The sequence below is a fragment of the Citrobacter sp. Cpo030 genome, assembly GCF_030333005.1.
Taxonomy (GTDB): domain Bacteria; phylum Pseudomonadota; class Gammaproteobacteria; order Enterobacterales; family Enterobacteriaceae; genus Citrobacter; species Citrobacter portucalensis.
The window spans coordinates 416,107-442,673 of the sequence record NZ_JAOWGT010000075.1; the positions used below are offsets into that span (position 1 = coordinate 416,107).

Sequence of the window (26,567 nt, forward strand, 5' to 3'; positions counted from 1 at the left end):
ACGGTTTAAGTCATTTCTAATGGCTTACGCCCTGAATATCTTCAACGGAAAGTCGGGTGATTTTTTGTACCGTGCTGATATCGATGCCATCTGCCAGCATGGTGCGGGCAATACGTAGCGCCTCATCACGTCGTCCCTTTATTAGCCCTTCCTGTTTGCCTTCCTGTTTGCCTTCTTTTTTGCCTTCTTGTTTACCTTCCTGCTTACCTTCAAGCCATCCTTTTTGAAATCCTGCCTCATGCAATCTGTCCGCAATCGTCATCAAATGCTCCTTGTGCTGCGGTGAACGTTCGGCAACCCCGCGAATAAACTCACTGAATCGAGGTGCATCGCCAGTTCGTAAAATATAATTAAACAGCGTCTTTATCTGAGTGTCATTAGTCAGTCCGGTAAGTAGCAGGGAAACAATTTGCTCGACCAACCCCATAAGATCGCGTTGACGGATATGTTTTTGGATTAACTCCAGCAGCGCCATACGTCGATGCTGCACAATTTCGTCATCCGGAATAACCGTAATATCCACCAGCGGAAACGCCGCAGCATACAGCTGACGAGCCAGCTTCGGGTTGGCAAACTCATCCAGCCAGCACAGCGAATAAGGGTACGGGCTTTTAGCGCCGTGATAAAACAGCATCGGCACCACCAGCGGCAACTGCTGATGCCCGGCATCTAAATGTTTCTGCATGGCCGCTACCGCATAGCGCATCAGTCTGAATGCCATATGCGCATCCGGTGTGCTTTGGTGTTCAATCACTACATAAATATATCCATCCCCATCCGTCGTTTTCACCGACCACAGCACATCGGAATAGTACGCACGTAAATTCTCTTCGATAAAACTGTCTGACTCGAGTTTAAGCGTCCGAAGATCGCAAAGCTCGCGCAGCGAAGCGGGAAGATGTATTTGTAGGAAATCCCGTGCAGTCTCAGGGTGACGTAAAAATGTTTTAAAAACCGCATCATGCGGTGTTGAAGCGGAAGCTTTGTTCATGGCGATCCTTCACCTGAAAATAAGATGCCATGACTGTAGCGCCGGAAAACCACATCCTCACCTGCAACTTTCTCTCTTTGCGAGGCGATTTCCGGGATAACAACGCCCTTATGTAACGTCTACATTTGTCTGGAACACGTCACGCAGAATCGCCATCTCAATGCGCATTCCCACTTTTTCACCTCCCGGCCTGTGCTATAACAAACCATCACTTTCAGGGAGGACACGATGTGACGCATACCCGAGATATTCCACAATCGTTCTGGCGTGATGAGCAGTTGCCGTGGCTGGAACTGCGCAGCACCTGGCAGAGCCAGCAGGCCTATAAGCGGCATCACCACTCTCAGCTCTCGATTGGGGCAATTCTCGAGGGGGAAACGTGCTGTCAGTGCGATGGCGAGGAATACCATCTGCAGGTGGGCGACCTGATTGTGATACCGCCGCTGGCACCTCACAGCTGTAATCCTGTTAACGGACAGTTTCGTAGCTATCATATGCTTTATCTTGATGCCCAGTGGTGTCTTGCTAATCTCCCTGCACAGAACACCAATCAGCGGCTTTGCACGCCTGCTCCCGTTATCCGCGATGCGCAATTATTCCAGCGTTATATGCACCTTGTGACGCTCATGCCGCAACGCCAAACCGCGCAAATAACGGATGCCGCGCAAGCATTGCTTCACTCGCTGCCGTTGCAGTCGGTCGCACCAGAAAACTCAAGCGCCACCAGCCAGTATCTGCGCGAACGGTTGCAGTCCAGCCTGCTCGCGCCGCCCTCACTCGATGAGCTGGCACATGAGTGTCACATGCGTAAAGAGACGCTGATCCGTACCTTTAAGCAAGACACCGGGCTGACGCCAGGAAGTTATCTGAACATCATACGGATTGACTATGCTCGCCAGCGGCTGCGGGCCGGAGACGAAATTGCCGATGTCGGATACCAGAGCGGGTTTGCCGACCAGAGCCATTTCCATCGCACCTTTGTTCGCTACACCGCCGCCACACCGCGCCAGTACGCGTTGGGACGATCAATATCAGACAATAATTAGCGCTGCGTCAGGCGTACGGTGCTCTCAGATTCATTCTCTGAGGTCGCTATGTCGCTGCTTTCTGTACTTTTTCCTTCTGCTTTTCCCGCGCTGGCGCTGGCGCATTTCGTCGCATTGCTTAGCCCCGGGCCGGACTTCTTTTTACTGGTCGGTTACGCCGCACGATACCGGATGCGCGGCAGCGCCGGGTTGTGCGTGGGGATCGCTTTCGGCAACGGGCTGTATGTTCTGCTGGCAATTATCGGTTGGGGGATCCTGCGCCAGCTTCCCCTGTTGTTTACGGTTATTGAGCTGCTGGGCGCGCTTTATTTATTGTGGATTGGCAGCCTGCTGGTACGCAGCCGCCCGCAAACGCTGACCGGAACAGACACCCAGTCTACCTGTCCAGGATTTGGCAAACAGCTACTGCTGGGATTGGGTTCGTCACTGCTCAACCCAAAAAATGCGCTGTTCTATCTGGCGCTAATGACCGCCCTGCTCGGCCCGTCGGTGACGCTGCTGCAACAAACCATGAGCGGGATCTGGATGACCAGCGTAGTGCTGTGCTGGGATCTGCTGATCGTGATGTTCATCGGTTTACCGCAGATCCAGCGACGGTTATCCAGAGGGATATTATGGGTAGAACGTATCGCTGGGGGTGTATTGATTATCTTCGGTTGTGCCATCGCGCTGCGGTTTTTGCCGAGCATCGTAGTCTGATTTCCAGGGCGATTTTCTGCACATAAACCGGATAAACTCGTTTAATTAATATCCAATCCGCATTACACTGCGGATGGTTATTACCCGTTCAACTTACTCTTCCTGAGGTGCGATGTGCTGATTGTTACCTGTAATCGTTACGTTTTCTGACCCCGCGTCAGTGAGCGTATCTTCTGTTTGCGCTTCGCGCAGACAGCGTTTTTGATTACATGAAATTCAGTACATTTGCAGTCTGCTTTTTTCTGTCATCGGTCTGACGTCTCAAAGACGGTATTGAATTTCGCTATTCCCGTTGAGGGTTTTCTCCCGACAAGGAGCTGTTTTATGCAACGGATTCTCGCGTTTTTCTCCCAACGCGCCACAACGCTATTTTTTCCTGTCGCGTTGATTTTATATGACTTCGCCGCCTATCTGTCGACGGACCTGATCCAGCCTGGCATCATCAATGTGGTACGTGATTTCAACGCCGATGTTAGCCTGGCACCCGCCGCGGTGAGCCTCTATCTGGCGGGCGGCATGGCGCTGCAATGGCTGCTGGGGCCGCTTTCCGACCGAATTGGCCGTCGACCCGTGCTGATTGCGGGGGCGTTAATCTTTACCCTCGCCTGCGCTGCCACGCTGTTCACCACCTCAATGACGCAATTTCTGGTAGCCCGATTTGTGCAGGGCACCAGCATCTGCTTTATCGCGACCGTTGGCTATGTCACGGTGCAGGAGGCGTTTGGGCAAACGAAGGCCATTAAGTTAATGGCGATAATCACTTCCATTGTGTTGGTTGCACCGGTTATCGGCCCGCTCTCCGGGGCCGCGCTGATGCACTTTGTACACTGGAAGATCCTGTTTGCCATCATTGCCGTCATGGGGCTTATCGCCCTGATTGGGTTAATGTTAGCCATGCCGGAAACCGTCCAGCGCGGCGCGGTGCCGTTCAGTGCCCGCGGCGTAGTGCGTGATTTCCGCGACGTTTTCCGCAACCGGGTGTTCCTGTTTGGCGCTGCCACGCTGTCGTTAAGCTATATCCCGATGATGAGCTGGGTGGCGGTCTCACCGGTTATTCTGATCGATGCTGGCGGCATGACCACATCGGAGTTTGCCTGGGCACAGGCCCCGGTGTTCGGCGCAGTGATCGTCGCCAATATGGTGGTGGTTCGTTTCGTGAAAGATCCGACCCAACCACGCTTCATCTGGCGGGCCGCACCTATACAGCTGAGCGGGCTGGCAGTGCTGATTGTCGGCAATTTACTGTGGCCGCACGTCTGGCTGTGGTCGGTGCTGGGGACCAGCCTGTATGCGTTTGGTATTGGGATGATCTTCCCGACGCTGTTCCGCTTTACACTGTTTTCCAACAACTTACCGAAGGGTACGGTTTCCGCATCGTTGAATATGGTAATCCTGACGGTGATGGCGGTTTCTGTCGAAATTGGGCGCTGGCTATGGTTTAACGGCGGCAGGATTTCGTTTCATCTGCTGGCGGTTGCGGCAGGGCTCACTGTCGTGTTCACGCTGGCAGGTTTACTCAAACGGGTACGCCAGCATGAGGCAACGACGTTAGCCACTGAAAACTAACCTGCCCGCTTATCCGGCCTACGACAACTATGTAGGCCGGATAAGCGCTTGCGCCGCATCCGGCTACGCTCACCTCACCTTACGCAATGCGTGCAAATCCCGCTTCCAGATCGGCAATCAGGTCGTCGATATCCTCAAGGCCGATATGCACCCTGACCAGCGTACCGCTGAAATCCACCCCTCCAGCCGGGCGAATGCTGTTCAGCTCTTCCGGCTGGTTCGCCAGAATGAGCGATTCAAATCCGCCCCACGAATAGGCCATATGGAACAGCGAGAAGTTATCGAGGAAATTCGCCATCTGTTCGTCGGTCAGTCTCTTTTTCAGCACAAACGAGAACAGGCCTGAGCTTCCGATAAAATCACGCTGAAAATACTCATGGCCCGGACATTCCGGTAATGCCGGATGATTCACCCGTGCCACTTCCGGCCTTGCCGACAGCCAGCGGGCAATATGGATGCTGCTCTCCTGATGCTGCTTAAGGCGTACCGCCAGGGTGCGCAATCCGCGGCTGCCGTTGTAGGCCGTATCGGCATCCAGCGTTTGCCCCATCAGATAGGAGTTTTCGCGTAAACGATCCCAACACCGGGCGTTGGACACCGCCGTGCCCAGCATGGCGTCCGAATGGCCGATGGTGTACTTCGTTCCCGCCTGAATGGAAATATCCACGCCATAATCCAGCGCGTTGAACAGCACGCCTGCCGCCCAGGTGTTGTCGATCATAATGACAATCTCCGGATTCACCGCGCGGATAGCCTTCACCATCCCCGGCACGTCCTGGACTTCCATGGTGATAGAACTTAGTGACTCAAGGAATACCACCTTCGTTTCCGGACGCAGAAGATCGACGATACCTGCACCAATCAGCGGATCGTAATACGTTGTTTCCACGTTGAATTTACTCAGGATCTTATTGCAAAAATCCTGGGTTGGTTCATAGGCCGCGCCCGTCATCAGAATATGATCACCACCCTGAACAAACGCCAGAATCGCGTTAGTCACCGCCGCAGCGCCGCAAGGGTACAGTGCGCAGCCAACGCCGCCTTCCAGCTCGCTCATTGCCTTCTGAAAGGCAAAGTGGGTGTAGGTTCCGCGACGACCGTAAAACAGCTCGCCGTTAGCGCGATTGGCGGTGGCAAATTTCTTGTCCTTCACGGTATCAAATACCAGTGAAGAGGCGCGTTGGATAACCGGATTCACCGCTCCCTGGGTGTAGCGTTTGTCACGACCAGCAACAACCAGGTGCGTTTCAAGCTTCATTGCGTCTTTCATAACATCTCCTGTTCTTAATCCGTGTGAGACCTATACCACCGCAGCAGTAGAGTTTATTTCAGTGTTGGTCTGCTTTTTTCCAGCGAACCGTTCAACAATCTGCGCCGCATTCAAATCATGGATAACGTTAATCAGTGTGGCCGGCGCATCGGTAATGGTGCCCAGCACCACCAGCATCGGGATTGCTTCCATCGGCAGGCCCAGCGTGGTGACGATAAAGATTTCACCGAGGAACGCCCCGCCCGGTACGCCACCAACGATAATGGCGGAGAGCACCGCAATCAGCATCGTCAGGAAGAAGGTTTCGGTGGTGAATTCCATGCCCAGCACGGAATAGATAAAGACAATTTTTAGCGCGGCAATCATCGCCACGCCGCCCTTGTTGAGGTTAACCAGCAGCGGAATGGAGACATCAACGATTTCCGGGTTAATCCCCATCGCCTTACCGGCACGCAGCGTCACCGGCAGCGTCCCCAGTGAAGAGCAGGTCCCCAGCGCGGTCGCAGACGGTTCAATCGCGTTACGCCAAAAGGCTTTGACCGCCGGAATACCGCCGCCAATATACGAATAGAGAATCGAGCCAAAGACAAAGTAGACCAGCGTGGCAACCATAAACAGGCCGATGGCGCGGGCAAAGGTTAACAGTAGTGCAGAGTTCTGACTGGCCATGGTGGCGGCGAAGTAGCAGCCCAGACCAATCGGCGCGACCTTCATAATGATCGACACGATCTTCATGATCACGGTATTGGCGTCTTCCAGCAGCGACGCAATGCGTTTACCGGCCTGATCCGACTGGCCAATTGCGACACCGGCGATGATCGCCATTACGATCAGCGCCAGAATATTGGACTTAGAAAACAGTCCGATAAAGTCGCTGGTGGTGATCATACTGACAAAATCCATCTTACCGCTGCCCGCCTGCACCGACTGCGAGAGATCGATAGTGACGCCCTGCGCCGGGTTATACCAGAGCGCCAGCGCGACGATCCCGGCCGCCGGAATAAAGGCCATAGCGATCGAAACAATAAAGATAATCGCCATAATGCGTCCCAGCCTTTTCAGGTCGGTCATACTGGCGATCGAAGACATAACGCTGATACCCACCAGCGGCACAATAATCATAAATAACAGGTTTAAGAATATCTGGCCTATTGGCTGGAGTTTACTTGCAAACGATGGGGCATAAATACCTAATAAGCCGCCAATCACCAGAGCAACTAATAAAATAATCGACGATTTGTAGGGTTCGAGTCGTGACCACATAATCGGTACCTTTAGAATAATAATTAATGAGATTAAATTCACAATGTGATGAGTTTCCGTTCCGCCTCCTTTTATTTTGTGACGTAACTCACCTAAGTTGTTATTTTTTCATTTTGCCAGCAAGTTGTTTCCTGTGATTCAATAGTTGCATGTTTAAAACGCGAATGTAACGGCCTATTCGTACCGTTTTTGCAAATCAATTGTGAATTAAAGGAAACTATGAGTACGCCGATATCACTCAAGCATCTGGAGTTTTTTACTAAAATCGTCGACTGCGGAGGATTGTCAGAAGCCGCGGCGCAGCTCAACGTATCGCCATCTGCGGTCAGCAAAAGTCTGGCTGCGATGGAAGACACGCTGGGCACGACTTTAATTAAACGCACCACCCGCAGTATTACCCTGACCGACGCAGGGCAATATCTCTTCAACCGCGCTAATAAGCTTTTGAAAGAATTCGATGAAACGCTGAATACCACTTCCGGTTATTACCACAGCCCGCAGGGTGAATTACGCATAACCTGCTCAATTGCGTTTGGTTATTCCCGGCTGGTGAACCTGGTGGATAAATATCGCTCCCAGTTTCCGGATGTGAATCTGTATATCGATCTCAACGATAACTTTGTGAATCTGAACGAAACGGATTTCGACATCGCCCTGCGCATCTCCACCGCACCGCCGCAGAACTATGCGATGCGCAAGCTGGTGCCTGTTCGCTGGGCGTACTGTGCCTCACCCGGCTACCTCGCCAAAAAAGGCATGCCCCAGCGTCGAAGCGATCTGGTGGATCATGATTGTCTGGTTTATCCAGGCCTCACGCCGGTACTGAAAGTGGCGGATGAACAGGATCGTCTGCATCAGTTGAAACTGCATATGCCGATCCAGGCCAACAGCAGCCTGGTATTGCTGAAGTCAGTGTTAGAAGATCAGGGAGTGGCGTATTTGCCCACCTATCTGATTGGCGATCATATTCAAAAAGAAGAGATAACGCCGCTGATGCTCGACGGCACTATCACCTGTGAAACTCACGCCCTGTATGCGCTGTACTTTCCCAGCAAGTACAGCAATCCGAAGGTGCGATCGTTTATCGATTTTCTGGTGACGGAACTCGGCCCCTTGCCCGCCTGGGACAACTGGATCCCGGAGTAAGCCCAGCCCACCTGAAAATGGGAGGTACTCCACATTTTTTGCGCGATCCCCCCGTCTGGCTCTATCCTTAAGCCTATGAATAAAATTGCTGAACTCAAACGCGCCAAGCGACTGGCGCTCTCATTACTGCTGATTGCCGCTGCCACCTTCGTCATCACGCTGTTTCTGCCGCCTAACTTTTGGGTGCTTGGGATCAAAGCGATCGCCGAAGCGGCGATGGTCGGCGCGCTGGCGGACTGGTTTGCCGTGGTGGCGCTTTTTCGCCGGGTGCCGATCCCGTTTATCTCGCAGCACACGGCGATTATCCCGCGCAATAAGGATCGGATCGGCGAAAATCTCGGGCAATTTGTCCAGGAAAAATTTCTCGATACCCAGTCGCTGGTCGCGCTGATCCGCCGCCATGAACCGGCGCTGTTGATCGGCAACTGGTTCAGCCAGCCGGAAAACGCCCAGCGTATTGGCCAGCATCTGCTGCAGATCATGAGCGGTTTTCTCGAACTGACCGACGACTCGCGCATTCAGCGGCTGATCAAGCGGGCGGTGCACAAAGCCATCGACAAGGTCGATCTCTCAGGTACCAGTGCGCTGATGCTGGAAAGCATGACCAAAAACAATCGCCATCAGGTGCTACTCGACACGCTGATCGCCCAACTGATCGCCCTGCTCCAGCGCGACAGCTCGCGAGCGTTTATCGCCAGACAGGTCGTGCACTGGCTGGAAACCGAGCATCCGCTGAAAGCGAAGATCCTGCCAACCGAATGGCTGGGCGAGCACAGCGCCGAGCTGGTGTCTGATGCCGTTAACTCCTTGCTGGATGACATCAGCCACGATCGCGCACATCAGATCCGCCATGCCTTCGATCGCGCCACGTTTAAGCTCATCGATAAGCTCAAACACGATCCGGAGATGGCCGTGCGGGCCGAAAGCCTGAAAAGCTATCTGAAGGAAGATGAAGCCTTCAACCGTTATCTTGGCGAGCTGTGGGCAGATCTGCGTCAGTGGGTGAAAACCGACATTAACGCCGATGATTCCCGCGTGAAGCAGCGCATCGCCAGCGCCGGGCAGTGGTTCGGCGAAACGCTGGTAGCCGACAGCGCCCTGCGCGCCTCACTGAATGGGCATCTGGAGCAGGCCGCGCATAAAGTAGCGCCAGAGTTCGCCACCTTCCTGACGCGCCATATCAGCGACACGGTGAAAAGCTGGGATGCACGCGATATGTCGCAGCAAATCGAGCTGAACATCGGTAAAGATTTGCAGTTTATCCGCGTCAACGGCACGCTGGTTGGCGGTTCTATTGGGCTGGTGTTATATCTGTTGTCGCAAATTCCTTCCCTGCTGACGCTGGCGAATTTTTAAGGAGAAAAATTCAATGACGATGAACATCCGCATTTTTTCCCTGCGCGAAACACCGGAAAAACTGCACGAGGTCACCGCTTACTTTCAGCAACAATGGGCCTCAGAAGACTCCGTGAAGGTATACGAAGATGCGCTGCATCGTTGCATTGGCGCAAAGAACCCGCTACCGCAGTGGTACTGGCTGCAGGACGGCGACAGCATTGTTGGCTGCGCCGGATTGATCACTAATGATTTTATCAGTCGCGGCGAACTGTGGCCGTGGCTATGCGCACTCTATATCGATCCTCGCTATCGTGGTCACGGTCTGGCATTTCGCCTGATTGAACATATTGCGCAACAGGCCAGACAGTTAGGCTTTATGCAGCTCCATTTGTGTACTGACCTGGAAGGCTTATACGAGAAAGCGGGATTTTACTTTGACGGGCCGGGCTATCATCCGTGGGGGGAAGTCTCACGGGTCTACAGTCGTAATCTGTAAGCGCACAATTGTTGTACATCAATAAAGCCAGATAAATTGCATGGTTATAATGCGACGTCTTTTTACTGTCTCCCGTGTTACGGGGAAGGAAAATCATGTCACTAATCACCGATTTACCCGCCATTTTTAATCAATTCTCCGACGCCCGTCAGAAAGGTTTTCTCACCGTAATGGATCTTAAAGAGCAGGGTATCCCGCTCGTTGGGACCTATTGCACCTTTATGCCGCAGGAGATAGCGATGGCGGCAGGCGCGGTCGTCGTTTCGCTATGCTCAACCTCTGATGAAACGATTGAAGAGGCCGAAAAAGATCTGCCACGAAACCTGTGTCCACTGATCAAAAGCAGCTACGGGTTTGGTAAAACGGATAAATGTCCGTACTTCTACTTCTCTGACCTGGTGGTGGGCGAAACGACCTGCGATGGTAAAAAGAAGATGTACGAGTACATGGCTGAATTTAAAGCGGTACATGTGATGCAACTGCCCAACAGCGCCAGTGATGCGGCTTCGCGGGCGCTGTGGAAAGCCGAGATCCTGCGTTTGCAGCAGGTAATCGAAGCCCGTTTTGGCACCCCGATAACCGAAGCCGCGCTACGTGAAGCCGTCATTCTCAAAAACCAGGAACGTCGTGCACTGGCAAACTTCTACCGCGTTGGTCAGCTCAACCCACCCGCACTCAGCGGCAGTGACATTCTGAAAGTCGTCTACGGTGCAACCTTCCGCTTTGATAAAGCAGCGCTGATCGACGAGCTTAATAGCATGGCCGAGCGGGTACATCAGGAATGGCAGGCCGGGAAACGTCTGGCATCGCGTCCACGCATACTGATAACCGGCTGCCCCATCGGCGGCGCGGCAGAAAAAGTGGTTCGTGCCATTGAAGAAAACGGCGGTTGGGTGGTGGGCTATGAAAACTGCACCGGGGCGAAAGCCACTGAACAGTGCGTGGAGGAAACTGGCGACGTCTACGACGCGCTGACCGATAAATACCTCGCCATCGGCTGCTCATGTATTTCCCCTAACGATCAACGTCTGAAAATGCTCAGCCAAATGGTTGAAGAGTACCAGGCTGACGGCGTCGTCGATGTCATTTTACAGGCTTGCCACACTTACGCCGTTGAATCACTGGCCATTAAACGCCACGTCCGCCAGCAGCACAACATTCCCTATATCGCTATTGAAACCGACTACTCCAGCGCGGATATCGGCCAACTTAGCACTCGTGTCGCCGCGTTCATTGAAATGTTGTGAGGAACAGGGATGACATACTCAATAGGGATCGATTCCGGCTCCACGGCGACTAAAGGTATTTTGTTGGAAAGGAACGTCATCAGACGTCGCTTCCTCTGCCCAACACCTTTTCGCCCTGCCGAAGCGATCGCGCAGGCATGGGAAACGCTGCAAGCGGGGCTGAACGATAGACCATTTTTAACCCTCACTGGCTACGGACGGCAGCTCGTGGATTATGCCGACAAACAGGTCACTGAAATTTCCTGCCACGGGCTGGGGGCGCGCTTGCTGGCTCCCGGCACCCGCACAGTGATTGATATCGGCGGTCAGGACAGTAAAGTCATCCAGTTAGATGATGATGGCAACCTCAGCGATTTCTTGATGAACGACAAATGTGCGGCAGGGACCGGACGATTTCTGGAAGTCATCTCACGCACGCTCGGCGCCAGCGTAGAGCAGCTAGATGCGATTACCGCTGGCGTCGAACCACATGCCATCACCAGCATGTGTACGGTTTTTGCCGAGTCAGAGGTTATCAGCCTGCGCTCTGCGGGTGTCGCGCCGGAGGCCATTTTAGCAGGTGTGATCAACGCGATGACCCGACGCAGCGCGAATTTCATCGGACGGCTTTCAGGGCAGGCTCCACTGTTATTTACCGGGGGAGTAAGCCACTGTCACGCCTTTGCTCGTATGCTTGAAGGCCACATTGGCATTCCCGTACACACGCATCCCGACGCGCAGTTTGCTGGGGCGATTGGGGCCGCGTTAATTGGTCAGCGTCAGGGGAAACGTGAGTGAAGGAAACACTGTTCTTGTTTCATACTACCCTCGGCGTCATCAAAACGCGTAAAGCGCTACAGGCTGCGGGTATGTGCTTTCGGGTGGCAGATATTCCCCGCGAGCTACGCGGTGGCTGCGGGCTGTGCATTTACATCGACTGTGTTGCTGGCAAGGAGGATGAGTGGATAATTCCGGGTCATACCGAATCTATCTACCGTCTTGAAAACGGAGACTGGCGCTGCCTTGCCACTTTCCCCTCTTCCTGAACGCGGCTGGGGCAATTTTTTATTTTACTTTTCATTATCATTTACGCATGTAATATAACAATTATCAGCTAACAGCGCGAAATGAGAGTTCGTATGTCCCAGGGAAGCCCAGATTCAAATCGTCATGCCATCAGCGTCGCGCTGTTTGGCATGCTGGTCTTAACGCTGGGTATGGGAATTGGGCGCTTTCTGTATACGCCAATGCTCCCGGTGCTGCTGTCGGAAGGTCAATTTACGTTTGACCAACTCTCCTGGATTGCCAGCGCCAACTACGCCGGGTATCTGGCGGGAAGCCTGCTCTTCTCCTTCGGGCTCTTTCATCTTCCCTCACGCTTACGCCCGATGTTGCTAACGTCCGCGCTCGCTACCGCAGGGCTGATTCTGGCGATGGCCAGCTTTACGCAGCCCGCGCTGGTGATGCTGATCCGCTTTCTGGCAGGCGTCGCCAGTGCCGGTATGATGATCTTTGGCTCAATGATCGTCCTGCATCATACCCGGCATCCCTTCGTGATCGCGGCGTTGTTCTCCGGCGTTGGTGCAGGCATTTTGCTGGGCAATGAATATGTCATTATCGGTCTGCATTTTGCGCTTTCATCGCACACGCTCTGGCTGGGCGCAGCGGCAGCCTCGGCTCTGTTCTTCGTGCTACTGGTTATACTCCTGCCATCTCGCGACCACGTGCTCCCCGCTGCGGCCCCGGTAAAAACAGAGTATCAGCCTATGTCCTGGTGGCTGCTGGCGCTACTGTACGGGCTGGCCGGATTTGGCTACATCATTGTCGCCACCTACCTGCCGCTGATGGCGAAAAGCGCCGGTTCGCCGCTGTTGACTGCCCATCTGTGGTCGCTGGTCGGCATATCAATAATTCCGGGGTGTTTCGCCTGGCTGTGGGCCGCCCGACGCTGGGGTGTATTGCAATGCCTGACGGCGAATTTGCTGATTCAAAGCGCCTGCGTGGTCATGACGCTCGCCAGCGGCTCCTTGCCGCTGCTGGTGATAAGCAGCATGGGGTTTGGCGCAACGTTTATGGGAACCACTTCACTGGTGATGCCGCTTGCCCGACAACTTAGCGTACCGCGCAATATTAATCTGCTGGGCCTGGTCACTCTGACTTACGGCATTGGGCAAATACTTGGTCCGCTATTAACCAGCCTGCTGGGAAGCGGCGCACAGGCGATCGTTAACGCCACGGTGTGCGGCGCGGTCGCGTTGTTTATTGCGGCAATTATCAGCCTCACGCAATTATACAAACAGCGTTTCGCCTCGCCCAAAAGGGTATAACCGGCTAACGTCTAAAGAAGATATATTCGGATTAGTCCGCAATTAAATGTCAGCATTTAATAAACCGCAAATAATCGGCAATTACCCGTCAGACAATTTATAATTCCCGGCAGTTCATTTATAAACTCAATTTAAAATGCGTAAAAATGGACATATTAATTCAACATCAACACCATCTTCGGGAAAGGCACATGTCGTGGTTTAAAAAAATACTACTGGGGTTAATTATTTTGGCGGGTTTAATTGGCACGCTAAAGGATTATAAAGACTTTGGCCTGTTTGGCGCACTGGGATTGTTTATTATCTTCCTGTTATCAACAACATTCTTATGGCAATGGGCCTCTGGCAAGTTACCGGAGATAACAAAGTTACATGCCATACTTATTTTACTGGCCAGCGCGGTGGCCTCTATTTTTGTTATCAATATGGCAATTGCCGGAAATTTGCATGTGGATTTAATGGAAGTCATGCGCGTTACCATTACCCATAATCCGCTTTTTTATCTGATCCTCTGCGTGGTCGCATGGGTAAAAGTGGGCATCTGGCAATGGCTGTTTAGCGGTGTACAGATGAAAGAGAGTCAGCCGGTTTAAACTCCAGCAGATGTAAAAAAGGCGTCTTAACCAAGACGCCTTTTTCGTACTAGTATAACTACTTAGAACTGATAGGTCAGACCCGCAACAACCTGATTGTCGCCGTCTTTGCCATCGAGCAGGTTAATTTTGTAACCCACATCAGCAACCATGTTTTTGTTGAAGTAGTAGTCTGTGCCCAGCGCAACGTATTCGGTCAGATCGTTATTGTTGTTGTCACGCGTATGGACGTAGCCCACGTTCGGACGCAGACCAAAATCAAACACATAGGCCGCCATCGCTTCAAAGTGCTGCGCTTTGTCCGCATCCTGAATCAGGTTGTGAGACTCACCGTACATGGTTGCAACGTAGATAGCGTTAGCATCATATTTCAGGCCAGCGCCCCAGAACTCTGCGTTTTCGCCATCCCAGCCATTTTTTTTCTGCTGAGCAGTCACCGCGCTGGTTGTGTAGGCCGCAATGGCAGATACGCCAGAATCCGCGATATTGTCATAACCCAGGGAGAAGCCGTAGCCGTTGCCGTGCTGTTTGGTCGGATCCGTATTGGTATCGTCCTGCCCCTGATATTGCGCACCAACGTTCAGACCATCAACGGCACCAAACAGATTTTTGGTACGGAGTGTTGCAACGCCAGAAGTGCGTGTAGTAAGGAAGCGGTCAGTATTTTCAAAGGAGTCACCGCCGAACTCTGAGAGAGTGTCAGTGTAAGCTCCCACGTCGTAAGCGATACCGTAGTTACGACCGTAGTCAAAGCTAACGTCATGGCCGTAATCCAGGCCAGCAAACGCCAGACGTGTGTTAACGCCATTCTGAGAACCTTCTGCTTTAGAGGCATCAAACTGACTCTCAAATTGGCCATAACCGGTCAGTTGATCGTTGATTTGTGTCTCACCGCGAAAACCCAGACGCGCGTAGGTACCATCGGCATCGGTGCCGTCAGTCCAGGAATGGACCGCTTTTACTTTGCCGTACAGATCCAGTTTGTTGCCATCTTTATTATAAATTTCCGCTGCATGAACGGAGGTTACCCCTAATGCCATTACAGCTAATGCCACTACTGACTTTTTCATGTTATTACTCACTTTTAATTGTGAATTTTGCTATCAACTTTGTTATGAAGGCGGGATGCCCACATAAAAAAGTCCCCTCCAGATAAGGGGAAACACCAATAACACACCGAAAAAATATACCAATAAAGGCAATAATGAAGTGGCAAGACCTTTTTCAATTTTTGGTTTTAAAGAAAACCCGAACAGAGAGTAATTACTTAGATTCTTCGCTTGTGCTCTCATTAATAGAGCGATGCAACATTAATGCCTCGGCAATAATGTCTTGTTTACTTTTACGAGTTTCAAATGCCAGCGTCCGAACATATTCCCATAGAGAAGTATCGACACGGGCACTTAATAGAACCATATCTTTTGATCGGGTTCCCCTGGCTTTTCGGATATCAGGGTAATCTCGAGAGGGCATAATCATCTCCTGAACGCAAACACGCTTATGGCGATGAAATATGCAGTCAGTGTAAAAACATGTCAACGGCAAAATACAGTCACAATAGTAATGAAACTGTTAATAAAGAACAAAAAACTGGAACGTTATTTCAAATGAAAGATAACTTGATTATAGAATAATGTGTAATGTTAGCTTTACATACATCCGTTTTTATTCATATGATTAAAAAGCCACGAATCATTCACATTAATAATAATGCTCAATCAAAACATCACTACAGACAATGAGTTACATGCCATTATTAATGTCTACTTTTACGCAAACCACCAGTTTTTATGCGCTGTTTTGCCAGGCGGCCCTGCACTATCTGCAGCGGAAATCACTTTGATTCTCACTTAATACAGACCTGTATTGTCTAAAAATAAGCACAAAAAGGTAAAAATAAGGTAAATAGCACATTTTTTCGCAAGCAAAAATAAGTTGTTTTTAATTGATGAAAATCAATTTACATCACACAGGGGCGGCGAAAAAAATGATCATTGAAGACTATGGAAACCATTTTTTACATGAGGTTTAAGACGTGAAAAGAAAGGTTGTTATGCAATGCCGAGCGGGCCGCAACAGCCCGCGTGAGAGGTGGTAAAATCAAGCGTTAACTTTATCCAGCGGCCAGGAGTCAAACAGATAGCCATCGAAGTCGATGTCATCAACATTTGAAAACTCCAGCAGGCGCTGTTTGACGTTTTCCAGATGCTGCCACATCGCCAGCTTGGCCGCGCGAGCATCCTTTTTGATTAACGCCGCCAGGATCTGCTTGTGGTCACCCATCCACTCTTTACGATAGTGGGTATCATCGAGATGGCTATGAAGCTGGATCCACATCGGGTTGTTCTCGCGCCACTGCCATGACTGGCGGAACAGCTCCACCAGCATGCTGTTATGCGTGGCCTCGGCGATAGCGAGATGGAACTGCATGTCACCGCTTTCAGAACCGTTGGGTTCGCTGGAGGCCAGCTCCCGCTCTTCCAGCTGCAACGCCTGGCGCATTTTGACGATATCTTCGCGGGTGGCCTGCAGCGCGGCAAATTCGGCGATGTTGCTTTCCAGCAGCTGTCGCGCCTGTAGCAGCTCAAACGGGCCTGCATCATTGCAATGATTCACATCCGAACTGTCGATAGTCTGAGCTTCTGCATTGTCGAGTACGTAGATCCCGGCACCACGACGCACGTCCACCAGACCTTTAATTTCCAGCATGATTAACGCTTCGCGCACCACCGTGCGAGTGACATTGAGCCTCTCGGCGATTTCACGCTCCGGCGGTAAGCGCTCACCAGGCAGGTACGGCGTCTGGACAATCAGATCGCGGATCATTGCACCCACTTCCTGGTAGGGTCTTTGCTGAGAAGTGTTTGATTTCATCGTGTTATGTCCGTCAGATGCGTCAATTCAGAATCCGGAGGCTGGATGACTGCGCACACCTTATCCGGCCTACCAATAACGTTTTTTTCGCCTGAACTATAGCATTTGCGGGAAGCCAAAAACAGAAAACGGGTCAACCAAATTAGTATTTTGATTGACCCGTCATACCTGGGAGGTTATGCGTCAGCGCTTAACGCTGCAACGCACTCGCGTGCGCCGTGTTCACACAACTGTTGATACTCCGCGATAATCGTTTCCACAAAATCGGCGTTTTCCGCCAGATCGTGACCAAAAATGCCGCTTAACCCCAGCAGCGCCGTCACCCGTTCGGCTCCCTGGAACTGTTGGTTAATGCGCTGGAATTCGGCCTGCATTGGGTCGACAACATCAATGACTTGCCCCTGTTCATCCACACCGTGGGTGTAGCGCATCCAGCCCGCGATGCCCAGTGCCAGATGACGCCAGCTGCTGCCGTTTTGCAGATGCAGACGCACCGGATCCAGCAGACGCTGTGGCAGTTTCTGGCTGCCGTCCATCGCAATCTGCCAGGTACGGTGGCGCAGAGACGGGTTGCTGAAACGCTCGATCAGCAGCGTCGCGTAGGCGTTGAGATCGGTACCTTCCGGCATCGACAGCGTTGGCGCTTGCTCCTGCATCATCAGTGCAAACGCCGCTTTGCGGTACGCTGGATTGGTCATGGTGTCAGCGATGGTTTCATAACCGCCAAGATAGCCCAGATAAGCGAGGAAAGAGTGGCTACCGTTGAGCATGCGCAGTTTCATCATTTCAAACGGTACTACGTCGGCAACAAACTGTGCGCCGACTTTGTCCCAGTCAGGGCGACCGTTAACAAAGTTGTCTTCAATCACCCACTGGCGGAACGGTTCGCAGGCGATAGCGCACGGATCGTAAACGCCCAACTGGTCGGCAATCTCCTGCAACGTTTCAGGCGTTGCCGCCGGAACAATGCGGTCTACCATGGTACACGGGAAAGTGGCGTTTGCTTCAATCCACTGCGCCAGCTGCGGGTCACGCGCCTGCGCCAGGCCCAGCACCGCGACTTTCGCCACATGCCCATTTTCACGCACGTTATCGCAGGACATCACGGTAAAGGCCGCCAGTCCCTGCTCACGACGCAGATGCAGCGCCTGTACGATGTAACCAATCGCCGACTTCGGCGCGGCCGGATTTGCCAGATCGTGTTTAATCAGTGGGTTATTGAGATCTAACTGACCGCTGGCGGCATCGGTGCAGTAGCCTTTTTCCGTGACCGTCAGCGAGACAATTGCCGTCTGCGGGCGCGCCATGGCCTGTAAAATACCATCACAGCCATCAAGCTCCGGGTGCAGGGCTTCTTTCATTGAGCCAATCACTTTCAGCACGGTATTGTCCGCGCCTTTTTCCGCCACGGTATACAGCAATTGTTGCTTGCGCAGGTTTTCAATCAGTATGCAGTCATTACCCGGCATCAGGTTAACTTCACAGATACCCCAGTCGCTGTCGGTGGTTTCCAGCAGATGGTGGGTGTACAGCGCCTGATGCGCGCGGTGAAAAGCGCCGCATCCCAGGTGAACAATGCGGGATTGCAGACGAGAGCTGTCCCATGCAGGGCGTGCAACCGGCAGGTTGCTATTGGCAATTGTCGTTGTCATCGTGAACTCCAGATCCCGTCGGAAAGACCAACGGAGAGAAAAGAAAAAAGCCGGCCAGACAGGCGACCGGCAACACTGCTTTAGCGGCTAAAGAAAGCGCGCTGGATAGCCATCTCAACGCCACGTACTTCCGCCAGGCCTTTCAGGCGACCAATCGCGGAGTAACCTGGGTTGGTTTTCTTTTTCAGGTCGTCAAGCATCTGGTGACCGTGGTCCGGGCGCATAGGAATCAGATCCTCTTTGCCCTCGGCTTTACGGCGCTGTTCTTCCTCAACGATCGCTTTCACCACTTCGTACATGTCGACGTCGCCGTTAAGATGCGCCGCTTCATGGAAAGTTTTCGGGTTATCTTCACGCAGCGTGGAGCGCAAATGGGTGAAGTAAATGCGCGGGCCAAACTGTTTGATCATGTCGACCAGGTCGTTATCCGCACGAACGCCGTAGGAGCCGGTACACATGGTGAAACCGTTCGCCATGCTGTTGACCGTATCGACCATCCACTGCATGTCTTCCACGGTGGAAACAATGCGTGGCAGGCCAAGGATTGGGCGCGGCGGATCGTCCGGGTGTACCGCCATGCGCACACCGACCTCTTCTGCTACAGGAATAATCGCCTTCAGGAAGACGGCAAAATTCTCACGCAGCGCAGCTTTATCGATATCCTTATAGCGTTCAAGATGCTGGCGGAACTGGTCGAGCGTGTAGCCCTCTTCCGCGCCCGGCAAACCGGCGATGATATTGCGGGTCAGACGTGCTTTGTCTTCTTCGCTCATGGTGGTGAAGCGTTCATGCGCCTGCGCAATCTCTTCGGCGGTGTAGTCCGCTTCCGCGCCCGGGCGTTTGAGGATATGCAGCTCAAAGGCGGCAAATTCAATTTGATCGAAACGCAGCGCTTTGGAGCCGTCCGGCAGGACGTATTCCAGGTCGGTACGGGTCCAGTCGAGAACCGGCATAAAGTTGTAGCACACGGTACGAATGCCGCACTCGGCCAGGTTACGCAGGCTTTGCTGGTAGTTGGCAATCCACTGCTGATAGTTGCCGGAACGGGTTTTAATGTCTTCGTGGATCGGTACGCTTTCGACGACCGACCATACCAGGCCCGCCTGCTCAATAATGGCTTTGCGTTTTAGGATCTCATCAACCGTCCACACTTCCCCGTTCGGGATATGGTGCAAGGCGGTAACAACGCCCGTAGCACCCGCCTGACGTACATCCGCTAAGGTGACCGGATCGTTAGGACCATACCAGCGCCATGTCTGTTCCATGTTTTATTCCTCATTTACGTTATGGACTCGACGATATGGCACATAAATTCCTCCTTTTGGTATTACATGTCAACCTGAAGCGTTAAATTGGTTAACCAAATCACGATACTTGCTGATTAGATCGCCTTTTTACGCCCAGACAACCCAGTATTAATGTAAACATGTAACGCAATGTGACATCCATCGCATCATAGGTTGACCAATATATGTAACATCTCAACCAAAACCATAATAGTTCAACCAAAGTAAGGTAGACGTTATATGCACGTTCTCAATATTCTGTGGGTTGTATTCGGCATCGGCCTGATGCTGGTGCTCAATTTAAGATTCAAAATAAACTCGATGGTCGCCCTGCTGCTGGCGGCACTCTCGGTCGGTATGCTGGCGGGAATGGATTTAATGGAACTGCTGCATACCATGAAATCCGGCTTTGGCAGCACGCTGGGTGAGCTGGCGATTATCGTGGTATTCGGGGCAGTCATCGGTAAGCTGATGGTTGACTCCGGGGCGGCGCATCAGATTGCCCATACGCTGCTGGCGCGACTCGGTCTACGTTACGTGCAGCTGTCGGTGATCATTATTGGTCTGATCTTCGGCCTGGCGATGTTCTATGAAGTTGCGTTTATTATGCTGGCACCGCTGGTGATCGTCATTGCCGCGGAAGCGAAGATCCCGTTCCTCAAGCTGGCGATTCCTGCGGTTGCCGCCGCCACCACCGCTCACTCACTGTTCCCACCGCAGCCGGGTCCGGTCGCGCTGGTTAACGCCTACGGCGCTGACATGGGCATGGTCTACATCTACGGTATCCTGGTGACCATTCCGAGCGTGATCTGCGCCGGGCTTATTCTGCCGAAATTCCTCGGCAACCTCGATCGTCCAACGCCGTCATTCATGAAGGCCGACGTACCGGTTGACCAGAACAACCTGCCGTCCTTCGGAGTTTCTATCCTGGTGCCGCTGATCCCGGCGATCATCATGATCTCCACCACCATCGCCAACATCTGGCTGGTGAAAGGGACGCAGGCGTGGGAAGTGGTCAACTTCTTAGGCTCCTCGCCGATTGCAATGTTTATCGCCATGGTTGTCGCCTTCGTGCTGTTTGGTACCGCGCGCGGTCATGACATGCAGTGGGTAATGAACGCCTTTGAAAACGCGGTGAAAAGCATCGCCATGGTGATCCTGATCATCGGCGCGGGCGGCGTACTGAAGCAAACCATTATCGATACCGGCATCGGCGATACCATCGGCATGCTGATGTCGCACGGTAATATTTCTCCCTACATCATGGCGTGGTTGATAACCGTGCTGATTCGTCTGGCAACGGGTCAGGGCGTGGTCTCAGCCATGACGGCCGCGGGGATTATTAGCGCAGCAATCCTCGACCCGGCAACCGGTCAACTGGTCGGCGTCGACCCGGCGTTGCTGGTACTGGCAACGGCGGCGGGCTCCAACACCCTGACCCATATTAACGATGCTTCATTCTGGCTGTTCAAAGGCTACTTTGACCTGTCGGTGAAGGATACGCTGAAAACCTGGGGTCTGCTGGAGCTGGTGAACTCCGTGGTTGGCCTGATTATCGTGTTGATCATCAGCATGATTGCATAACGTTAATACCGCTCTGGCCCACAGCGCCAGAGCGGTTTTCCATCCTGTCTCAACAATCCTCAATAATCAGATACACCGCCTTCACCGGGCCATGTACCCCAACCACCTTGATAAGCTCAATATCCGCCGTCGAGCTGGGTCCACTGATGATATTAATGCACGATGGCATACGCTCACCGGCCTGTGCTTTCTGATGCAGTTTTTCTGCCAGCTGCGCCACGCGCGGCAGGATGGTGCTTTTACGCAGCACGAAAATCGAGGACTCCGGCAACAGGCTCAGGGAACGCCCGCGCTCCGGTGCGGAAAACAGCACCACGCCGCCGGACTCGGTCAGGCCATATTCGGCATACACTACGCCGACTTTCGCCTGCTCGGCCTGGGTAATATTTTCGCTACCACGCGCCGGATCCCAGACCACGGCGTTGCATTCCTGCTGCAAGCGTTCGGTGATACCCAGATCCACCAGCCGACTGTCGCCGCTCAACATCACTGGTTGTCGACCCAACTCTTCACACAGGCGTAACGCCGCGTCTGCGGCCAGGTCCTCGCGAGTCAGCTCGCAGCGAGCCAGCATCACTTCGCTGGCGAACTGGATGAACGCATCGCAGCGCTGCTGCGGGCTAAGTTCGGTCAGGCGCTCGTTGGCATAGTTGTTAACCGGCGCGGCATCCGCTTGCGGTTCGAAACGCAGCGGGCGACCCAGCGCCTGGGCGATGGTGTTTAAAAACGCGGTACGGTTATCCATTCTTTTTCTCCTGCGCCTGATGTTTTTTAAACCAGCTACGGAAGCTCTCGCCGTCAGCATCAGGCAGGTCGCGCGCCTCCATCCAGTCACCAATCGCGCCAACCTTGAGCGGGGTTTTGCCGCCATTGATAAACCAGCTCGCCGCATGCGCGCCCGCCATCATCCCCACTTTCCACAGCCCCGGATGGCTATTGGCATAAGCGAACATTTTGATCGCCCGTCGCTCAGCTTTCGGCGTAATGCCCTCCTCGGCCATCACCCGGCGATGACGCAGGATCAGTTTTGACAGAGGAATGCGCACCGGGCAGACGCTGTCACAGGCCGTGCATAAAGAACAGGCGTACGGCAGGTCTTTAAAATCTTTATAGCCGCCGAGCAGCGGAGAAATCACCGCGCCGATAGGTCCTGGATAGATAGAGCCATAGCCGTGTCCGCCGATGTGGCGGTATGCCGGACAGGTGTTCATACAGGCTCCGCAGCGGATGCAGCGCAGCACATCGCGAAACTCTGAGCCCAGCACCTGCGAGCGACCGTTATCGACAATCACCAGATGGAACTCTTCCGGTCCGTCAACGTTATCCGCCTCGCGCGGGCCGGTCAGCCAGGTGTTGTAGCCCGTCAGACGTGCGCCCACGGCGCTGCGCGCCAGCATGGTGATCAGCACATCCACCTCGGCAAAGGTCGGCGCGATACGCTCCATACCCATCACCGCAATGTGCGTTTTCGGCAGCGTGGTGCACATGCGCGCGTTGCCTTCGTTGGTCACCAGACACACCGAGCCGGTTTCCGCCACGGCAAAGTTACAGCCGGTAATACCGATTTCGGCACTGAGGAAATCCTCACGGATCTTCTGACGAATGAACAAGGTCATGGCTTCCGGGGTTTCCGGGCCGTCATACCCCAGACGTTCGTTCAGCACGCGGCGGATCTGATAGCGATCTTTATGAATAGCCGGAACCACGACGTGCGAAGGCGGATCCTGATCCAACTGCAGGATATATTCCCCGAGATCGGTTTCGATCACCTGGATTCCGGCATCCTGCAGCACATGATTGATGCCGATCTCTTCGGTCACCATCGACTTGGACTTCACCACCTTCTGCGCATTTTTACTCTGCGCGACCTGCAAAATGTAGCGAGTGGCGTCTTCTTTGGTTTTGGCGAAATAGACGTGTCCGCCGTTTTCCGTCACTTTCTCGGAGAGTTGGTACAGGTAAGCGTCGAGGTTGCTCAGAACGTGATCGCGGATCTGACTGGCACGATCGCGCCAGTCTTCCCAGTGGCCTAACTCATCGACCATTTTTTGCCGATTTGCGCCGATACGCTCCTGCGCATTAGCCACGGCTTTGCGCATGATCGGATCTTCTATCTGCTGACGAATGCGCAGTTTAAATTCTACATCGCTGGTTTTTATCGACATCTCTTTCCCCTCAGCGGCTCATCAGCACTTCAGCAATATGCATCACTTTGACCGGCTGGCCTTCCCGTTGCAGTCGGCCGCCAATGTTCAGCAGGCAGCTGACGTCTGCGCCAATCAAATATTCCGGCTTTGCATCCATCAGATGTAAGACTTTCTCTTTCACCATCTCACCGGATATCTCGGCCATCTTGACCGAGAACGTTCCGCCAAAGCCGCAGCAGGTGTCCTGATCGGCAAACGTCAACAGCTCCAGTCCGCGCACGTTTTTCAGCAGCGTGAACGGCTCTTCCTTCACCCCCAGTTTGCGGGTCAGGCTACAGGAAGGATGATACACAGCGCGACCCTGCAGGCTGGCGCCAACGTCCACCACGCCCAGTTTGTTGACGATAAAGGAGGTGAGATCCTGCATACGCGCGGAAACTTTCTCAGCACGCAGCGCCCATTCAGGTTCATCGGCCAGATACGTTGGGTAGCTTTTTACCGCGTATGTGCAGGAGCCCGCCGGGGAGATAATCGGATCGTCGTTGTCTTCCAGCGCGGCGATCAGGTTTTTCATCCCGGGGATCGCCTCTTTGATGTAACCGCTGTTGATGGCTGGCTGACCGCAACACCCTTGCTTCTCGGGGAAATTAACGCGACAACCCAGTTTTTCCAGCAGCAATACGGAGTCTCGTGCCATCCGTGATTTCAGTGCGTCACCAATGCAGGTAACAAAGAAATTTACATTCACAATAACTACTCCATTGCTTCATTTCTGTTTATTGCGCTTGATATCGCGATATCAAACAAATGTTCATTCATATTTCATGCCCAGTTTTTCTGTTTACTGGTTTTACCAATGCCTGGGTTCATAGTGTTGGTCGGATCATTCTCCTGATAAAAACGAGCCAAATTTTCCGGCGCTTTATACAGATGACCGACATTGTGTTCCGCCGGATATTGCGCTCCGCGTTGGCGCAGTAATTCCAGCATCTGTTCTTTTAACGCGTGGGCATCTACGCCTTTTTTAACGATATAATCCTGATGGAAGACATAGCACATAAAATGACCGTAATAGAGTTTATGCACCAACTGACTATCAATTTCTGCCGGTAAATGCTCATACCATTCGGTATCATTACGGCGTAATGCAATATCCAGCGCGAGAATATCCTCAACCTCATCGGAATGAACGGCCTGATAACGAATGGCAGCGCCCGCAGCGGCAAAACGATGCAGAAACGCCTTACTGCCCTCTTCCGCGGTACAGGTAAAGAACGCGCCCTCGGCCGATTTAAAATAGTCCGTTAACCATGCCTGGGCTTCGGCCACACCATCGCCTGACATTTTCAGCATTAGATGGTGTTCATAGTTATCGCGCCAGGTCTTCATCCGCGCCGGGAGATGGCTCGGGAACAGATGGCTAAAAGCCTGCATAGCGCGGTCGGTAAAGTGCGGACGAAAAATCTTCACCTTCTCAAGTATGGCCTCGGTACGCCCCTTCAGGTTGAAGAAGAACGGCATTTTGTCCGTACCAAGTTTGTCGATCATCAGGAAGGTATCTTTGCTGTATTTCTCTGCAATATCATAGATATCGCGGTGCATATACTCCCCAGCTACCGGCAGGTTTGTAAAATTCGCCAGGATGTGGCGGCGAATCTCGGTCAGGACATCAGTCTGATTGGTACCGATATAAAAGACCTGCTGGTTCTTCTCGGCTTCAAAGGTATCCAGACGCACGGCAAACACCGCTAACTTGCCCGCGCAGCCAGAGGATTCAAACAAGCGATCCGGGTCAGCGTTGTAACGTGCTGGCGTGTCGGCATTGATGTCCCGCACGCGGCTAACATAGTCGTGATCGTGCGCGTGACGCCCGTCATGGTTGACGAGCGCGGCTTCAATCGCATTGTTATCCAGCCGGGCAAGGATTTGCTCTGGCGTCTGACCTAGCTCAATGCCAAGGTGATTGACCAGTTGCAAGCGTCCCTGTTCATCAATGCGGGCAAACAGCGACATCTCGGTGTAAGCCGGGCCTCGCTGGACCAGAGAACCGCCCGAGTTATTACAGATACCGCCGATAACCGACGCGCCGATGCACGAAGAGCCGATCACCGAATGCGGCTCACGGCCAAACGGCTTCAGCGCCTTTTCCAGCGAGTACAGCGTGGTGCCAGGATAAGCCAGCACCTGCTTGCCCTCATCCAGCACATGCAGACTGTCCAGCCGCAGCGTGCTGATAATGACGATCTCGCGGTCGTAGTCATTACCATTTGGCGTCGAACCCTCGGTCAGGCCTGTGTTCGACGCCTGCATCAGGATTATTTTATCGGCCTCAACGCAGGCGCTGAGGACTTTCCAGAGTTCAAGCAAAGAGCCGGGGATAACCACCGCCAGAGCATCACCCTGACCCGAGCGGAATCCCTTACGGTAACGCGCAGTTTTTGACGGTTCAGTGAGGATATGAGCAGGGCCAACCAATTGGGTAAGAGTCGTCAAAAAGGTCTTATTATCAGTATGTTTCATGGAGGGCGGCTCTCCGCTCCTTATATCAGGGCCAGTGAAAATGGCTATAAGTTCATTTGTATGACAAAACAGAATATTCCCTCAATCAATATCCACATGCAATACCCCATTTTATTTCTTTCGGTACCGCTCACATTTTTTTAATGAAATTATCACCGCCATATAATTCATACCTCGCCCTTTGAGGGGATGCCAAAACACTTATTTCATTTATTGCAAAGATCATCCCATACCTATTAATGATTAACTCTAATGGGTGTTGTAATATTTAGTGGTTATTCATATTTAATAAAAAAATAACATTATTTATACAATTATTAACCTTTATAACTTTATTTCACTGAAGCGATTCAGTTTGCATTTTTTATTTTATTATTCAGGTAGCTTCCTTCCCCCTAAATATAGTTCAGTCTAAAAAAGTAAATCGGGAATTGTAATGCACGAATATTTAATGTTTGCTCTGGGGAAGGTGCGAATAAGCAGGTCATTTCTTCCCAAGCTGACTCGCTGATTAAAATTTCGCGGATCTGGGCCGATTTTTTT

At 52.6% G+C, this 26,567-nt stretch carries 24 protein-coding genes; 12 read left to right on the top strand and 12 right to left on the bottom strand.

Annotated elements, in window-relative coordinates:
• Positions 1-16 precede the first annotated feature (16 nt).
• On the bottom strand, positions 17-991 hold the full coding sequence (locus tag OGY37_RS23215; RefSeq protein WP_286622003.1) for an Rpn family recombination-promoting nuclease/putative transposase: 975 nt from the start codon (positions 989-991) through the stop codon (positions 17-19).
• A gap of 230 nt (positions 992-1,221) precedes the next feature.
• Here OGY37_RS23215 and OGY37_RS23220 point away from each other — a divergent pair, with 230 nt between their 5' ends.
• The 3 genes from OGY37_RS23220 (at position 1,222) to mdtM (ending at position 4,302) form a co-directional block, all read left to right on the top strand.
• Positions 1,222-2,037, top strand: coding sequence for an AraC family transcriptional regulator (locus tag OGY37_RS23220; RefSeq protein ID WP_198579526.1), 816 nt, complete (start codon positions 1,222-1,224; stop codon positions 2,035-2,037).
• Positions 2,038-2,085: 48 nt separating this feature from the next.
• A complete protein-coding gene (locus OGY37_RS23225) occupies positions 2,086-2,736 on the top strand; it encodes a LysE family translocator (RefSeq protein ID WP_063941056.1) in 651 nt (216 codons plus the stop codon).
• A 324-nt stretch (positions 2,737-3,060) separates the two neighbouring features.
• Positions 3,061-4,302, top strand: coding sequence for a multidrug efflux MFS transporter MdtM (mdtM, locus tag OGY37_RS23230; RefSeq protein ID WP_003830061.1), 1,242 nt, complete (start codon positions 3,061-3,063; stop codon positions 4,300-4,302).
• 79 nt (positions 4,303-4,381) lie between these two features.
• Here the strand turns inward: mdtM and metC are convergent, their stop codons facing one another.
• Positions 4,382-5,572, bottom strand: coding sequence for a cystathionine beta-lyase (gene metC, locus OGY37_RS23235; protein ID WP_286622006.1), 1,191 nt, complete (start codon positions 5,570-5,572; stop codon positions 4,382-4,384).
• A gap of 30 nt (positions 5,573-5,602) precedes the next feature.
• Positions 5,603-6,835 (bottom strand): dicarboxylate/amino acid:cation symporter, encoded by a 1,233-nt coding sequence (locus OGY37_RS23240; protein WP_286622009.1) that lies wholly within the window; start codon positions 6,833-6,835, stop codon positions 5,603-5,605.
• A gap of 219 nt (positions 6,836-7,054) precedes the next feature.
• Here OGY37_RS23240 and OGY37_RS23245 point away from each other — a divergent pair, with 219 nt between their 5' ends.
• The 8 genes from OGY37_RS23245 (at position 7,055) to OGY37_RS23280 (ending at position 13,961) form a co-directional block, all read left to right on the top strand.
• On the top strand, positions 7,055-7,981 hold the full coding sequence (locus OGY37_RS23245) for a LysR family transcriptional regulator (RefSeq protein ID WP_181509605.1): 927 nt from the start codon (positions 7,055-7,057) through the stop codon (positions 7,979-7,981).
• Between the two features lie 75 nt (positions 7,982-8,056).
• The gene (locus OGY37_RS23250) at positions 8,057-9,337 is read left to right on the top strand and encodes a DUF445 domain-containing protein (protein ID WP_003830070.1); all 1,281 of its coding nucleotides are present in this window, start codon (positions 8,057-8,059) and stop codon (positions 9,335-9,337) included.
• A gap of 13 nt (positions 9,338-9,350) precedes the next feature.
• Positions 9,351-9,815, top strand: coding sequence for a GNAT family N-acetyltransferase (locus tag OGY37_RS23255; protein WP_149384496.1), 465 nt, complete (start codon positions 9,351-9,353; stop codon positions 9,813-9,815).
• A 95-nt stretch (positions 9,816-9,910) separates the two neighbouring features.
• The gene (locus OGY37_RS23260; protein ID WP_003830073.1) at positions 9,911-11,062 is read left to right on the top strand and encodes a double-cubane-cluster-containing anaerobic reductase; all 1,152 of its coding nucleotides are present in this window, start codon (positions 9,911-9,913) and stop codon (positions 11,060-11,062) included.
• Between the two features lie 9 nt (positions 11,063-11,071).
• On the top strand, positions 11,072-11,839 hold the full coding sequence (yjiL, locus tag OGY37_RS23265) for a putative 2-hydroxyacyl-CoA dehydratase activator YjiL (RefSeq protein WP_286622012.1): 768 nt from the start codon (positions 11,072-11,074) through the stop codon (positions 11,837-11,839).
• Positions 11,836-12,087: a putative Se/S carrier protein gene (locus OGY37_RS23270; protein WP_284962161.1), complete on the top strand. Its 252-nt coding sequence runs from the start codon at positions 11,836-11,838 to the stop codon at positions 12,085-12,087. Before yjiL ends, OGY37_RS23270 begins: the two co-directional genes overlap by 4 nt.
• Positions 12,088-12,180: 93 nt before the next feature.
• Complete coding sequence (locus tag OGY37_RS23275; protein WP_279275224.1) at positions 12,181-13,368, top strand: MFS transporter; 1,188 nt, start codon at positions 12,181-12,183, stop codon at positions 13,366-13,368.
• 191 nt (positions 13,369-13,559) lie between these two features.
• Positions 13,560-13,961 carry a hypothetical protein gene (locus OGY37_RS23280; protein ID WP_032942287.1) on the top strand — a complete coding sequence of 134 codons (402 nt, stop codon included), beginning with the start codon at positions 13,560-13,562 and terminating at the stop codon, positions 13,959-13,961.
• Positions 13,962-14,023: 62 nt separating this feature from the next.
• Here the strand turns inward: OGY37_RS23280 and OGY37_RS23285 are convergent, their stop codons facing one another.
• The 5 genes from OGY37_RS23285 to uxuA all read right to left on the bottom strand — a co-directional run bounded on the left by OGY37_RS23285 (position 14,024) and on the right by uxuA (position 19,752).
• On the bottom strand, positions 14,024-15,031 hold the full coding sequence (locus tag OGY37_RS23285) for a porin (RefSeq protein WP_286622016.1): 1,008 nt from the start codon (positions 15,029-15,031) through the stop codon (positions 14,024-14,026).
• A 193-nt stretch (positions 15,032-15,224) separates the two neighbouring features.
• Entirely contained in the window at positions 15,225-15,434 is a 210-nt protein-coding gene (locus OGY37_RS23290) for a hypothetical protein (protein ID WP_003830087.1), read from the bottom strand.
• A 627-nt stretch (positions 15,435-16,061) separates the two neighbouring features.
• Complete coding sequence (gene uxuR, locus OGY37_RS23295; RefSeq protein WP_032934226.1) at positions 16,062-16,835, bottom strand: Uxu operon transcriptional regulator; 774 nt, start codon at positions 16,833-16,835, stop codon at positions 16,062-16,064.
• A gap of 176 nt (positions 16,836-17,011) precedes the next feature.
• Positions 17,012-18,487 carry a fructuronate reductase gene (locus OGY37_RS23300; protein WP_286622019.1) on the bottom strand — a complete coding sequence of 492 codons (1,476 nt, stop codon included), beginning with the start codon at positions 18,485-18,487 and terminating at the stop codon, positions 17,012-17,014.
• Between the two features lie 80 nt (positions 18,488-18,567).
• Positions 18,568-19,752, bottom strand: a complete 1,185-nt coding sequence (uxuA, locus tag OGY37_RS23305) for a mannonate dehydratase (protein WP_003830090.1) — start codon at positions 19,750-19,752, stop codon at positions 18,568-18,570.
• A 261-nt stretch (positions 19,753-20,013) separates the two neighbouring features.
• Here uxuA and gntP point away from each other — a divergent pair, with 261 nt between their 5' ends.
• Entirely contained in the window at positions 20,014-21,357 is a 1,344-nt protein-coding gene (gene gntP / locus OGY37_RS23310; RefSeq protein WP_003033260.1) for a gluconate permease GntP, read from the top strand.
• A gap of 49 nt (positions 21,358-21,406) precedes the next feature.
• On the opposite strand, the gene OGY37_RS23315 is transcribed toward gntP, so the two are convergent.
• The 4 genes from OGY37_RS23315 to dld form a co-directional block, all read right to left on the bottom strand.
• Positions 21,407-22,102: a LutC/YkgG family protein gene (locus tag OGY37_RS23315; protein WP_279275226.1), complete on the bottom strand. Its 696-nt coding sequence runs from the start codon at positions 22,100-22,102 to the stop codon at positions 21,407-21,409.
• On the bottom strand, positions 22,095-23,522 hold the full coding sequence (locus tag OGY37_RS23320) for a LutB/LldF family L-lactate oxidation iron-sulfur protein (protein ID WP_149281689.1): 1,428 nt from the start codon (positions 23,520-23,522) through the stop codon (positions 22,095-22,097). Before OGY37_RS23320 ends, OGY37_RS23315 begins: the two co-directional genes overlap by 8 nt.
• 10 nt (positions 23,523-23,532) lie before the next feature.
• On the bottom strand, positions 23,533-24,252 hold the full coding sequence (locus OGY37_RS23325) for a (Fe-S)-binding protein (RefSeq protein WP_286622023.1): 720 nt from the start codon (positions 24,250-24,252) through the stop codon (positions 23,533-23,535).
• Between the two features lie 74 nt (positions 24,253-24,326).
• The gene (dld, locus tag OGY37_RS23330; RefSeq protein WP_126319389.1) at positions 24,327-26,024 is read right to left on the bottom strand and encodes a D-lactate dehydrogenase; all 1,698 of its coding nucleotides are present in this window, start codon (positions 26,022-26,024) and stop codon (positions 24,327-24,329) included.
• Positions 26,025-26,567: the final 543 nt, after the last annotated feature.

Excerpts from the sequence above, each read along its gene's own strand:
- gntP (WP_003033260.1), top strand. The coding sequence starts at position 20,014 with ATGCACGTTCTCAATATTCTGTGGGTTGTATTCGGCATCGGCCTGATG.
- uxuA (WP_003830090.1), bottom strand. The coding sequence starts at position 19,752 with ATGGAACAGACATGGCGCTGGTATGGTCCTAACGATCCGGTCACCTTA.
- OGY37_RS23245 (WP_181509605.1), top strand. The coding sequence starts at position 7,055 with ATGAGTACGCCGATATCACTCAAGCATCTGGAGTTTTTTACTAAAATC.
- OGY37_RS23240 (WP_286622009.1), bottom strand. The coding sequence starts at position 6,835 with ATGTGGTCACGACTCGAACCCTACAAATCGTCGATTATTTTATTAGTT.
- metC (WP_286622006.1), bottom strand. The coding sequence starts at position 5,572 with ATGAAAGACGCAATGAAGCTTGAAACGCACCTGGTTGTTGCTGGTCGT.
- OGY37_RS23285 (WP_286622016.1), bottom strand. The coding sequence starts at position 15,031 with ATGAAAAAGTCAGTAGTGGCATTAGCTGTAATGGCATTAGGGGTAACC.
- OGY37_RS23250 (WP_003830070.1), top strand. The coding sequence starts at position 8,057 with ATGAATAAAATTGCTGAACTCAAACGCGCCAAGCGACTGGCGCTCTCA.
- yjiL (WP_286622012.1), top strand. The coding sequence starts at position 11,072 with ATGACATACTCAATAGGGATCGATTCCGGCTCCACGGCGACTAAAGGT.
- OGY37_RS23275 (WP_279275224.1), top strand. The coding sequence starts at position 12,181 with ATGTCCCAGGGAAGCCCAGATTCAAATCGTCATGCCATCAGCGTCGCG.
- OGY37_RS23215 (WP_286622003.1), bottom strand. The coding sequence starts at position 991 with ATGAACAAAGCTTCCGCTTCAACACCGCATGATGCGGTTTTTAAAACA.
- mdtM (WP_003830061.1), top strand. The coding sequence starts at position 3,061 with ATGCAACGGATTCTCGCGTTTTTCTCCCAACGCGCCACAACGCTATTT.
- dld (WP_126319389.1), bottom strand. The coding sequence starts at position 26,024 with ATGAAACATACTGATAATAAGACCTTTTTGACGACTCTTACCCAATTG.
- OGY37_RS23260 (WP_003830073.1), top strand. The coding sequence starts at position 9,911 with ATGTCACTAATCACCGATTTACCCGCCATTTTTAATCAATTCTCCGAC.
- OGY37_RS23280 (WP_032942287.1), top strand. The coding sequence starts at position 13,560 with ATGTCGTGGTTTAAAAAAATACTACTGGGGTTAATTATTTTGGCGGGT.
- OGY37_RS23315 (WP_279275226.1), bottom strand. The coding sequence starts at position 22,102 with ATGGATAACCGTACCGCGTTTTTAAACACCATCGCCCAGGCGCTGGGT.
- OGY37_RS23320 (WP_149281689.1), bottom strand. The coding sequence starts at position 23,522 with ATGTCGATAAAAACCAGCGATGTAGAATTTAAACTGCGCATTCGTCAG.
- OGY37_RS23290 (WP_003830087.1), bottom strand. The coding sequence starts at position 15,434 with ATGCCCTCTCGAGATTACCCTGATATCCGAAAAGCCAGGGGAACCCGA.
- OGY37_RS23255 (WP_149384496.1), top strand. The coding sequence starts at position 9,351 with ATGACGATGAACATCCGCATTTTTTCCCTGCGCGAAACACCGGAAAAA.
- OGY37_RS23225 (WP_063941056.1), top strand. The coding sequence starts at position 2,086 with ATGTCGCTGCTTTCTGTACTTTTTCCTTCTGCTTTTCCCGCGCTGGCG.
- uxuR (WP_032934226.1), bottom strand. The coding sequence starts at position 16,835 with ATGAAATCAAACACTTCTCAGCAAAGACCCTACCAGGAAGTGGGTGCA.
- OGY37_RS23300 (WP_286622019.1), bottom strand. The coding sequence starts at position 18,487 with ATGACAACGACAATTGCCAATAGCAACCTGCCGGTTGCACGCCCTGCA.